Annotated in this window: 9 protein-coding genes; 7 read left to right on the top strand and 2 right to left on the bottom strand. The window is 52.7% G+C overall.

The annotated features are described in order from the left end of the window. Positions 1 to 31: 31 nt before the first annotated feature. The gene (locus B3007_RS05845) at positions 32 to 1,021 is read right to left on the bottom strand and encodes a helix-turn-helix domain-containing protein (protein WP_301378070.1); all 990 of its coding nucleotides are present in this window, start codon (positions 1,019 to 1,021) and stop codon (positions 32 to 34) included. 236 nt (positions 1,022 to 1,257) lie between these two features. On the opposite strand from B3007_RS05845, the gene B3007_RS05840 reads away from it, so the two are divergent. The 7 genes from B3007_RS05840 to B3007_RS05810 all read left to right on the top strand — a co-directional run bounded on the left by B3007_RS05840 (position 1,258) and on the right by B3007_RS05810 (position 10,462). Next, a complete protein-coding gene (locus tag B3007_RS05840) occupies positions 1,258 to 2,658 on the top strand; it encodes an ethanolamine ammonia-lyase subunit EutB (protein WP_301378071.1) in 1,401 nt (466 codons plus the stop codon). A 4-nt stretch (positions 2,659 to 2,662) separates the two neighbouring features. Continuing rightward, the gene (gene eutC / locus B3007_RS05835; protein ID WP_414716215.1) at positions 2,663 to 3,499 is read left to right on the top strand and encodes an ethanolamine ammonia-lyase subunit EutC; all 837 of its coding nucleotides are present in this window, start codon (positions 2,663 to 2,665) and stop codon (positions 3,497 to 3,499) included. An 86-nt stretch (positions 3,500 to 3,585) separates the two neighbouring features. Next, a complete protein-coding gene (gene eat, locus B3007_RS05830) occupies positions 3,586 to 5,034 on the top strand; it encodes an ethanolamine permease (protein ID WP_301378073.1) in 1,449 nt (482 codons plus the stop codon). 160 nt (positions 5,035 to 5,194) lie between these two features. Beyond that, on the top strand, positions 5,195 to 7,516 hold the full coding sequence (locus B3007_RS05825; protein WP_301378074.1) for an ATP-dependent helicase: 2,322 nt from the start codon (positions 5,195 to 5,197) through the stop codon (positions 7,514 to 7,516). A gap of 76 nt (positions 7,517 to 7,592) precedes the next feature. After that, the gene (locus B3007_RS05820) at positions 7,593 to 8,078 is read left to right on the top strand and encodes an FKBP-type peptidyl-prolyl cis-trans isomerase (RefSeq protein WP_068435523.1); all 486 of its coding nucleotides are present in this window, start codon (positions 7,593 to 7,595) and stop codon (positions 8,076 to 8,078) included. A 390-nt stretch (positions 8,079 to 8,468) separates the two neighbouring features. Further along, positions 8,469 to 8,681 carry a hypothetical protein gene (locus B3007_RS05815; protein ID WP_301378075.1) on the top strand — a complete coding sequence of 71 codons (213 nt, stop codon included), beginning with the start codon at positions 8,469 to 8,471 and terminating at the stop codon, positions 8,679 to 8,681. An 83-nt stretch (positions 8,682 to 8,764) separates the two neighbouring features. After that, positions 8,765 to 10,462, top strand: a complete 1,698-nt coding sequence (locus B3007_RS05810) for a VRR-NUC domain-containing protein (RefSeq protein WP_301378076.1) — start codon at positions 8,765 to 8,767, stop codon at positions 10,460 to 10,462. A 54-nt stretch (positions 10,463 to 10,516) separates the two neighbouring features. On the opposite strand, the gene B3007_RS05805 is transcribed toward B3007_RS05810, so the two are convergent. Continuing rightward, complete coding sequence (locus B3007_RS05805) at positions 10,517 to 12,202, bottom strand: 2-isopropylmalate synthase (RefSeq protein WP_301378077.1); 1,686 nt, start codon at positions 12,200 to 12,202, stop codon at positions 10,517 to 10,519. Between the last annotated feature and the right edge of the window lie 44 nt (positions 12,203 to 12,246).

Here is a 12,246-nt window from a genome sequence, read left to right as displayed (position 1 = left end):
CTGTAGTTTTAATTCCAATGCGTCGTCGTGGTTATAGCGTTGTTATCAACTCTGCCCGCGATACGGTCTCAGAAGGCATCTCACCAAACAGTTTTTTATAGTCCTGCCCGAACTGCCCCGCATGCCAGAAGCCCCAGTCCGCGGCAATCGAAGAAATAGGACGCTCCTGATTTTCGGTTGCTAACAGAGAACGTCGTACCTGATTTAAGCGTGCAGTTTTTAAGAACTTCAGTGGGCTGATACCCAGAATACTCTCAAAGCTGTACTGCAGGGTGCGGCGGCTGGTATGTGTGAGTTCGCACAGCTCTGTAATGGTAAGCGGTGCATCCTGATTCATGTCCATCCAGGCTTTTACTTTATCGACTACGGCTTTGCGGTGGGCGTAGCTGGTGGCAGGGCGTTTGGCCGGTGTTTCTTTCTTCAGCAGGTCTAACAGGGTGCGCAGAATCAGATCGCGTTGTAAGCGTTGATGAAGGTCGGGTGTGTCTGGGTTGACTAGTTTGCCGAGCAGTTCGCGTACATGCGCGAGGTCCTGTTCAGGAATCGCCAGACGCGGGTGTTCGTGCAGTGATAACCCCTGAAGATTCAGTTCATCATTTTCTGCGGCGGCCAATAGTGCATCCGTGCGGATCACCAGACCATAAATGTCGAACTCATTCGGTGTGATCAGTTCAAAATCACAGGCGCCGGGGCGGCACATGATCTGGTTGTTATCGACTTCAAGGCCGTTAATCCGGCAATCAGCAGGTTCAGCAGAAATTCCTAACCAGATGGCATCAGGCCAGACATTGCATTGCTGGCGCAGCGCCTGACTGGTGTGTTCTTTAAAGACCTGCATGCCTTCGAGGGCGATCTCATCAATGCGCCCATAGAAGTGGCCGCCGGAGAGCTGGTCGTATTCCTGCTGCCAGTTGGTGAGGTTGCGGGCGTGAAGATCGGCATCACATGCTTCACTCGTATTCGCTGCGCGCAGTGGTTCAGTGCTCTGAGTCAGTGCATCGAGTGTCTGTTGTTGGTGCATTTTCTGCTCCCCGGCTCGGTAACGGTACTGCATCTGTCCGTTATTAAGTCTGTGATCTTCTGTATTACAGTCATCCTAACCAGCTGAGAGGCCCGTGGCATCAGCTTTTCAGACGTTCTGAAAAACTTTGCCAAAATTCGATAGGCCGCTGGACTATCTCTCGCACTACTCCTTCGTATGACACAGCAACAAGTGTTCCCGTCTGGCTCAATAAGGACGGGAAGCGAAGGAAAACTATGAAATACAGCTACACCGCCGGTCAGCAGACCTGGCACTTTGAGAACCTGGCAGAAGTGATGGCGAAGGCCACACCAGCCCGCAGCGGCGACCGTCTTGCAGGCGTGATTGCACGTTCAGCAGAAGAGCGGGTGATCGCGCAGATGGTTCTGGCCGACGTTCCACTAAAGCAGTTCCTGAATGAAGCTTTGGTACCGTACGAAGATGACGAAGTGACCCGTCTGATTATCGACGAGCACGATGCTCAATCATTCTCAGCGATCTCTCATCTCACCGTTGGCGATTTTCGCAACTGGCTGTTAAGCGATATGGCCACACCTGAGGTGTTAGAAGGTGTGCGTGCGGGTATTACGCCCGAGATGGCGGCGGCGGTATCGAAGATTATGCGCAACCAGGATCTGATTCTGGTCGCTAAAAAATGCTATGTAAAAACCGCCTTCCGCAACACCATTGGTTTGCCGGGGCATTTATCGACACGTCTGCAGCCGAATCATCCCACTGATGATGTGAACGGCATTGCTGCCAGTATTTTAGATGGCCTGTTGTACGGCAATGGCGATGCGGTAATCGGTATTAACCCCGCTACCGATAACGTTGCTCAGGCGATCAAGCTGATGAAACTGATGGACGAAGTGATCTGTAAATACGAGATTCCTACTCAGTCCTGTGTGCTCACCCATGTGACGAATACGATTGAATGCATTGAAGCCGGTGCGCCGGTTGATCTGGTGTTTCAGTCGATTGGTGGTACGGAAGCGACCAACTCTTCCTTCGGTTTCAATATCGCAACACTTGCCGAGGCACAAGACGCCGCACTCAGTTTAAAGCGCGGTACCGTTGGCAATAACGTTATGTATTTTGAAACCGGGCAGGGCAGTTCGCTGTCGGCGAATGCGCATCATGGGTTGGATCAGCAGACCTGTGAGGTGCGTGCTTATGCCGTCGCGCGTAAATTTAATCCGCTGTTAATCAATACCGTTGTTGGATTTATCGGCCCGGAATATTTATTCGACGGTAAAGAAATTATCCGTGCCGGTCTTGAAGATCATTTCTGTGCAAAATTACTCGGCCTGCCGATGGGCTGTGACGTCTGTTACACCAACCATGCCGAAGCTGACCAGAATGATATGGACAATCTGCTGACCCTATTGGGCGTCGCCGGTTGTTCGTTTGTGATGGGCATTCCTGGCTCTGACGACATCATGCTGAATTATCAGACCACCTCTTTTCACGATGCACTTTACGCCCGACGTGTGCTGGGCAGTCAGCCCGCGCCTGAGTTCGCGCAATGGCTTGCGCGTATGCAGATCATGGGTGATGCCTTTGTATTAAATGACGCTTTACCTGAGGCATTTGCCCGTTCGCTTAATGCACTACCACCTGTTGCCGGTCAGCACTGAGGGGATGACGATGAAAAATAACTCAACTGGTGTTGTAGAGAATCCCTGGCGTCGTCTGCGCGAATTTACCGATGCACGTATCGGTTTAGGGCGTGCAGGTGTCAGTCTGCCGACCAAAGAATTACTCGAGTTTCAGTTATCGCACGCCCGTGCCCGTGATGCGGTGCATTTCCCGCTGGATTGCGACGGGCTGATCACAGCCATTGAAGATTCTGAGGTGATTAATAGCCGTGTCAGCGATATTCATCGTGTGCACAGTCGTGCGTCTGATCGGATGGAATACCTGCAGCGCCCGGATTTAGGACGTCGCTTGAATGAGCATTCCCGCAGCCTGTTACAGCATGACATTTCATCACCTGAAAGCAGCGTCAGCAGCGAACATGACCTGGGCATTGTGATTGTTGATGGCCTTTCGTCCTTAGCCGTACAGCAGAATATCGTGCCGTTTCTCGAGACGTTATTGCCGCAATTAAACGAGTACTCACTGGCCCCCATCACTATGGTTGAGCAGGGCCGGGTAGCGGTGGGCGATGAAGTTGGTGAGCTACTGAATGCTCGTTGTGTGATTGTTTTAATCGGCGAACGCCCGGGGCTCAGCTCACCGGATAGCTTGGGCCTCTACCTGACCTATCAGCCGCACGTCGGCCTCACCGATGCTGCCCGCAACTGTATTTCGAATATCCGCCCGGCAGGGCTTTCTTACGCAGAAGCGGCCCGTCGTACTCAGTATCTGCTGGATGAATCCCGTCAGTTAAAACTGTCGGGCGTGAACTTAAAAGACCGAACACAGGATGACGTGATTGCAACGGTATCCGGCAATAAAAACTTTTTAATTTCTTAACCCATTTAAAACCTGAATTTTAAACCTGAATTTTAAACCTGAATTGAAAACCAACTTTTAAATTATCTGAAAACGGAGAGACCATTATGTCTGCACCTAAAGTTAATCAGGAGTACCTGGCTCAACGCCAGTTAAAGCGCGGTACCGCCGGCTGGATTCTGCTCGCAGGTCTTGGCGTATCGTATGTGATTTCCGGCGATTTCGCCGGCTGGAACTTTGGCCTCGCGGAAGCGGGCTGGGGCGGCTTTGCCATTGCTGCCGTATTGATGGCGATTATGTATTTAACACTCGTGTTGTCGCTGGCTGAAATGTCGGCGGCGATTCCTGCAGCGGGTGGCGGTTATTCGTTTGCTCGTCAGGCGATGGGGCCAGCAGGCGGTTATTTAACTGGTCTCGCGGTACTTATTGAATATGCGCTGGCACCTGCGGCGATTGTGATATTTATCGGTTCGGCCTTTGAAGAACTGACCGGATTAAATGGCCCCTTGGTATACGCTGGGTTCTATCTGGTGTTTATTGGTATTCATCTGGCCGGTGTCGGTGAAGCCTTAAAAGTCATGATGGTGATCAGTGCTCTCGCGGTATTCGCGATTCTGGCGACAGCGGTTGCTTTAGTTGGCGATTTCGACGCCAGCCGTTTGTTTGATATTGCTCCGACCGCAGCAGCTGGTGCATCAGAAGTCCTGCCATTCGGCTGGTACGGTGTGTGGGCGGCGTTGCCGTTTGCCATGTGGTTGTTCCTGGCAGTAGAAGGTGTCCCTCTGGCGGCAGAAGAATCTAAGAACCCGGCGAAAGATGTTCCCAAAGGTATTATCGGTGCCATGGTCTTCCTGCTGTTTACTGCGCTCCTGGTTGTGGTTCTGCTGGCGGGTGCAGCGGGTGCTGAAGCTATGGGTGGCAGTGCGGTGCCATTGGTTGATGCTCTGAAAGTAACTGGTAATGAAAATCTGGCGACAGCGGTGAACGTACTGGGTCTGGCGGGTCTGATCGCGTCTTTCTTCTCGATTATTTACGGCTACAGCCGTCTGGTATTTGCCCTGTCTCGTGCGGGTTACCTGCCGAAGTCACTGTCGGTGACAAGTGAGCGTAAAGTGCCATCACGTGCGTTAATCGTACCGGGTGTTCTGGGCTTCCTGGCTTCCTTGAGTGGCGAAGGCGATCTGATGCTGGCCATGGCCGTTGTCGGTGCAACTGTGTCTTATGCCCTGATGGCCCTGAGCCACATCCTGCTGCGTGTACGCCAGCCAGACATGCCACGCCCGTATAAAACACCGGGTGGTGTGGTGACCTCAGGAATTGCGCTGGTGCTGTCGCTGATCGCTCTGACCGGTGTGTACGCTTTCGATCCTCGTGCGTTCTTCTTCACTGTGGTGCTGTTTGTGATCGGTGCAGCGTACTTCTTCGGTTATAGCCGTAACCATCTGGTTGCTAAGACCGCGGCGGAAGAGTTCGCCATGCTGGAAGCGGCCGAGCATGAGCTGGAAGATGATGCTGAAGCAACGCCTTCTATGGCGACGGCCAAAGCGGCGTCATAACTCACGCAGGCAGCTTTAATCTGCTTATCAAACAACGCTCTGGTGCTTAGGTCTCAGGGCGTTTTTTATATCCCTTATACACATACGTGCTTGCCTGAATTGCATCTCCAAGCCGGGCTCCGTACCATGCCGTTTTAACCGATTCTGAGCCTTCCCGCTTTTGTCTGATTCTCTGCACACTCACTACAGAACTGCGCAACTGACGCAGGAGCAGCAAGCCGTCGTTGCCCATAAGCAGGGGCATGCACGTGTGATCGCTGTGGCCGGGGCAGGGAAGACATCGACACTGACGCATTTTATTCAGGCGCGTCTGCACGATGGCGTACCAGCGCGGCGCATGCTGGTGCTGATGTACAACAAAGCGGCGCAGGAAGATTTTCAAAAGCGTCTGACATCACTTGTCAGTGGTCAGCCGCTTCCCCAGATTCGTACATTCCACTCATTGGGTCTGAAAATTTATGATCGCCTGATCACTATGGGGGCACTGCCACAGTGGCAGGGTAAGGTCCTGTCAGACGGAGAGACCGAGAACATTGTCTGGCGTTTGCTACAGGAAATAGCAGACGATGACACGCGTCAGGATATTCTTTCCCAGCGCCGCAAGTGGGTAGAGCCCGCGATGGCATTTCTCGATCTGGTTAAGTCAGGGCTATTGCCCGCAGCGGATGTTCTGGAAACCCTCGATTACCCACCAGAGTGCCGGATCTTCACTGAACTCTTTTACCGCTTTGAAGACTGGCGCCGGTCGAATTACCGCATCAGTTACTCTGACATGCTGTACGACCCTGTGATGTGCTTACGATCGCATCCTGAGTTGGCCGATCACTTTGGCGGTCACATGCAATGGATACTGGTCGACGAGTATCAGGACATCAACGATGTTCAGCAGGCGCTTCTTCATATGCTCTGGGGTGGGCGCGGAAATGTCGTCGTGATCGGTGACCCGGATCAGACGATTTATGAGTTCCGTGGCTCAAAACCCGAATTTATCGTAAGCCGGTTTGCGCAGGAGTTTGGCGATGTAACGACGTATCAGTTGCCGCATACCTTCCGCTACGGGCATGCTCTCAGTTTCTGTGCTAATCACCTGATTTATCACAATCGCGATCGTGAAGCAGTTACGGGTCTGTCGCATTCGACGACGCCCGATACGCGGGTAAAACTGCACCGGGTGCGGAATGAAGCTGCTTTCAGTATTAAGTTAATCCGGGATGCCATTGAGCAGGATGAGAACGCAGAGATTGTCGTTATCCACCGTATCTGGTCGTTGTCGGCGGCATTGGAGCTTGGTCTTCTCAAGGAAGATATTCCTTATCACCTGGATCACAGTCGTTCGGTTCTTGAGGCCTGGGAATTACGCATTTTCTGGTTATTACTGGAGATTGCGTCCGGACGTTTTGCAGAGCGTTCAGTCCGCAGTCGGGAAGACAGTTGGCTGCACATACTGACGACGCCTTTTCCAAAAGTAAGACGAGCACTCCTGGAACGTATTGCTCAGAAAATGGGCGCTGTTACTCATGGTTACGGCGAAGCCTTGATTGAGGCGCTTCCGGACGATCTGAGCAAATGGCAGATACAACAACTTGAAACGCGTGCGCAGATTATTTCAGCCGCAGAACTGACCAATATGAAGGGTTGGCGGCTGCTGAAAGATTATGCAGAGCAGACTGAGCTGGAAGAGGGCATTCGCGATAATGCCTTCAGTGCACAGCAGAGCGATGATCGCATAGAGACCATCCGTGCGTTTATGAGGTATGCGAGTAGTACTGATCTCAGTGCGGGTGAACTGTCAGAGCACTGGAGGTCTCTCCTGCAAAAGGTAAAAGCGCAGAAGAATCAGTCCGACCATAGAGTCACACTCACCAGTGCGCACAAAAGCAAGGGTAGGGAGTGGGATACTGTGATTATCCCGGGCCTGAATGGCCAGTACTTCCCGTACCACCCTGAGGGGGAGTTCACGACTGCGGCGGACATCGCCAGTGAGCGCAGGCTTCTCTATGTGAGTATGACCCGGGCGCGTAAACAATTGCATCTACTCGCTCCGGACACGCCTGACAAGCCATTGCGCGAGTGCTCAGACCGCGAGATGCCCAGCACCTTTGAGCGGGAACTGGGGGTTATCAGGTCAAAAGAGCTGCTTGAGACAATAGCGCGCGGGGATAATACCTATGTGCTCCGCGGTCAGGACGGCTATCAACCACAATGGCTGGGGACGTACCTGGCGCACCTCGGCGCCGGGGATCTGGAAGTACGTTTTGAAGTACCAGTTTCGTCGACCGCCGGGCAGGTGAAACGCCCGGGCGGTGTGATCGACAGCAAATTCAATGATGATAAAAAGTTGACCAGAATTGTGCATGACACCCTGGGGACAGGAATTGTTATCAGTGAGGACAGCGATTACCTCAAAGTCCGTTTTGACAGTGATTCCAGGGTGCGAACACTCTCAAGAAATGCCGTCATGGACAAAATCCGCTTGCTGTGACGGTTTTCCTCAGCGTGTGGCTTGTTATACTGGGGCCACATTCAGCCCAGCCGGGCAAACAATTACGGGAAACACTATGACCATCGAACAAAAGAAAGTCGTTACTATTCACTATAAAGTCACTGACGTTGCCAGCAACGAAGTGATCGACTCTTCAGAAGGTGGTCAGCCAATGACGTACCTGCACGGTGCGCAGAACATCATTCCAGGCCTGGAAGCTGCGCTGGAAGGCAAGCAGGTGGGTGACGAGCTCGACGTAACCATCGCTCCTGAAGATGCTTATGGCGAATACAGCGATGAGCGTATCCAGAAAGTACCGCACGAAGCTTTCCAGGGCGTTGAGAAAGTAGAGCCGGGTATGGCATTCACTGCTCAGACTGAACACGGCCCAATCAACCTGATCGTGACTGAAGTTGATGAAACTGAAGTGACTGTTGATGCAAACCATCCGCTGGCAGGTAAGTCACTGGCGTTCTCTGTAAAAGTTGAGAGCATTCGTGAAGCGAGCGAAGAAGAACTGCAGCACGGTCACGTGCACGGCGAAGGTGGCGTTCAGCACTGATCTTCGTATGACAGAGCAGGCCAGGCGCTGGTCTGCTCTTCGCTAACTTCTCATCCCTCTGTCAAAGCCGACAAATTCAGACCCTCCCGCCTTATTTACCAATACTGTACATCTCACTGCACACCACTGGTGCGCCCCTCTGAAATACCAGTAATCATGCACCATTCGTCAGCATTAATTTGTACATCAATCTTGATCTGAGTCGTATTTTCTCTGTGAGAACTGAGACCTTCTGCGCCACCGGATTGAAGCCTTAACAAGCTGTGATAAATTAAAAGTCAGACGGTAGAAACAATCTGGAAATTTGTTATTACAACGGCAACTTTTCAGAAAGTAGGCTGTCTTCAAGCATGCCCTGTTCAACAGGTTGAACATCTGGAGGAAATGCAAATGAGAAAAGGTAAAATAGCGGCGTACCGTCGCAAGTCAATGGTATTTGGTGGTCTTCTTGGTGCCGCCTTTGGCGTTGTAATCGGCAGCATGGTGGGCGCGTCCCTTGAAGCTGCACTAACAGGCTTCTTCGGTGGTCTGATCCTGGGAGAGATGATTACGTACGGTCGTACCTTTCCGGTACATCATCACCCTCACCAGACAAAAAAATAAGAATTCTGCGCAGCGGTCTTGGGCAGGCTGCTGCGCCTGTTATTATGTCCTGGCACTGACCACACAGGACGAGTTACCTACGCATGCCCGTCGCCCCGGATCTTCCCGAGAAATACTACCTCGATAACTTTTATTTTGTTCTCAATCATGTCGCGCAACTTTACGCAGACATTATTAATGAGGACGAGCGTACCTTTTACGACGATTTTATTGCGCTGTCGGAAAGTGCACAGTGTCTATATGCTCGCTTGCTCAGTCGCCGTGGGGACTGGTTCAGGCGTGACAAACTGGCGTACGCAGAAATCCCCGATATCACTGCCGCAGCAGTCGAATTGCAGAGCCAGCGTTTTCTCGAAATCTATGACCTTCAGTCGGGCGGATTGCCCCAGGAAGATGACTGGCTGAATCTGTTCACGCGTCAGGAACTGGCCACAGCCATACAGACGTCTACCGGTCAGAAAGTGCCAACGTCGCTGCGCAAGCAAGAGTTGCTGGCACGCTTCGAGGAAAACAGCGAGAAGCTCGTTGCCGGTCTGCCTGACACGGAGATTTATTGCGTTTACGGAGAGCAGGAGCTGGACACCTTCCGGCTGCTTTTTTTTGGCAATCTTTATCAGGACTTTACGGAATTTGTACTGCGGGATCTGGGGATTTACCGATACGAATCATACAACCTCAACGTTGCCAGTCGTTGGTGCCATCAACGTAGTGATCTTGAAGCACACCGGCTTTATTACGCTTTGCGTGAAGAGGCCGGAGACCTGAAAGATCACAGCGCAGAAAGCTTGTGCCGGATCGCCGACAGCTTGCCGGCATCCGAAGAGCCCACTCTCAGGCGGCGACGTCATCGCTTTCTGGTCGATATCGGACGCCAGGTAGAACGGCTGGGGTATTCTGATGACGCTCTCACTATCTATGAGCGCAGCATGCGTCACCCGGCCCGGGAGCGCCGGCTTAGGATATTAGTTGCGCAAGGACAGCAGGAAGACGCTGATAAGCTTGCGTTCGCCATGGCGAAGGCTCCCTTCAACGAAGAAGAGCACCAGTTTTTACTCTCATTTGTGCCGCGAAAAATGAAGCACAACCATGAACTGTGTCAGCGTCTTGCAGAGCGGGTGTCGGCTCCCTTGGAAGACGTTATGACTATGCCGGCTGAAACGCGATTATCGCTTGGTGTTGAGCGCGCAGTGGCTGCTGCATTTGAATCGGAGAACCCCGGTGACCGGCTGGTGTACTGCGAAAATCTGTTAATTCCTGGGATGTTCGGCCTGATTTTCTGGTCGGCTATCTATGCTGAAGTCCCGGGTGCGTTTTTCCACCCATTCCAGATCCGGCCATCAGACCTTTATGAAGCGGACTTCGTGACATTGCGCCAGAAAGAGTTTGATGTCTGCTGGCAGGCATTAGAATCCGCTGACAGTCTTTTAGAGAGAGCTTCAGAAACCTATCAGCAGAAGCAGGGCATCGCGAATCCGTTTGTGCATTGGGCGGTGCTGACCGAAGACCTGATTCGTTTGTCTGTTGAGCGCATTCCTGTGGCCGTGTGGCAGGGTGTATTTCGTTTTATGCTGCAAGATCTCAGACAGCATAAAGCCGGCTTGCCAGACCTGATCCGATTCCCCGCGAGTGAGGGCTTCGAATTATTGGAGGTAAAAGGGCCGGGAGACACCTTACAGAAAAATCAGAAAGTCTGGTTCGCCGAGTTCGAACGCTTAGGCATTCCAGCCAGGGTGATTCGTGTAAAAGACGACCCCACCATTATGGGGGGGCGGTCTGACTGACGCAGAGCAAGGAGAGGAAAGTCCAGAAGACTGACTCCCGGACTGACTCCCAGGTCAGGCGGCTTTAACGCCCTGACTGATGGCGATATTCAGTGCAGTCACAATCGACTCCAGACTGGCTGCCAGTGTGTCGCTGTCCTGAGCTGCTGCTGTGAAGCGCTGCCCTTGCAGGCTGATCTGAACAAACGCCATTGCCTGCGCGTCTGAGCCCTCGCCGAGAGATACTTCTTCAAACTGTACAACCTGAAGATCTATTCCGGTTGTTTTGTGCAGTGCATCACCAAAGGCACTGATACTGCCGCTGCCTTTACCGTGCAGAGTGATCAGGTTCTGACCGTCATTCAACGTCGCCTGAATCGTATGGTGCAGGCTGTCATGCTCGGTCTGATAGCCCGACAGTTCGTAGTGGCCGCCACGAGGCATAAAGGCCTGACGGAAGATGGCGACAATCTCATCACTGCTCAGCTCACGAGCTTCACGCTCCGATGCTGACTGAATGTGCTGCGCCAGTTCTATCTGCATCCAGCGTGGCAGAGTCACTCCTAACGCCTGTTCGACGATATAACTGGCGCCACCTTTACCCGACTGGCTGTTCACGCGGATAACCGACTGGTACGTACGGCCAATGTCCTGTGGATCAATCGGCAGGTAGGCGACATCCCAGTGCTCTTCCTCGCTCTGCTGTGCAAGACACTTACGGATAGCGTCCTGGTGGCTTCCTGAGAAGGCCGTATAAACCAGCTCTCCCAACCACGGGTGGCGTGGATGCGTTTTAATGTTCGTGCACTCTTCGACGGTCGCAATGATGTCGTCAGCAATACTGATATCCAGCTCGGGGTCGATCCCCTGGCTGTAAAGGTTCATGGCCATCGTCACTATGTCCATGTTACCTGTGCGTTCACCGTTACCCAGAAGCGTCCCCTCGATGCGGTCGGCGCCAGCCAGTAAGGCAAGTTCTGCTGCTGCGACGGCACAACCACGGTCATTGTGGGTGTGAATGCTCACGGTAATGCTGTCACGGTTATCGACATTGCGGCAGAACCACTCAACCTGATCAGCAAAGACGTTCGGCATGGCAGACTCTACCGTGGCCGGCAGGTTGATGATGGTTTTGTTTTCTGGCGTTGGCTGCCAGACATCGATCACGGCATTACACACTTCTGTGGCAAATTCGACTTCGGTGCTTGAGAAGCTTTCCGGTGAGTACTGGAACACCCACTCCGTATCAGGAAATTTTTTCGATTCTTCCATCACCTTCGTTGCACCTTTGCGGGCAATGTCGATGATGCCACTTTTCTCGAGCCCGAAAACTTTGTTGCGCTGCACGGGCGAGGTGGAGTTATAGACGTGCACCACAGCCCGGCGTACGCCGCGCAATGCTTCGTAGGTGCGTTCAATCAGTTCATCGCGTGCCTGTACCAGTACCTGAACAGTGACATCTTCTGGTATCTGACGGGCTTCGACCAGCCAGCGGGCAAAGTCGAAATCAGGCTGTGACGCTGATGGAAAGCCGATCTCAATTTCTTTAAAGCCCATGCGTACCAACAGGGCCCACATCTGTTTTTTCTGCTCAACGGTCATGGGATCAATAAGCGCCTGGTTGCCATCACGTAGATCCACAGAACACCAGATTGGCGCTTTGCTCAGGGCGTTCGATGGCCACTGGCGGTCGTCAAGCGTCACGCGCGGAAAGGCGCGGTATTTGGTGTGATTGAAGCGTGGGTTCGTAGGCGTCGTCATTGTCGTATCCGTTATCTGTCCGTTGGTTCTGAATGGGTAGTTTC

Origin of the sequence: Thalassolituus sp. UBA675 (assembly GCF_002297765.1) — a bacterium.
Classification (GTDB): domain Bacteria; phylum Pseudomonadota; class Gammaproteobacteria; order Pseudomonadales; family Oceanobacteraceae; genus Thalassolituus.
Note: the sequence above shows the minus strand (reverse complement) of the source record. Positions and strands in the feature narration are given on the sequence as shown.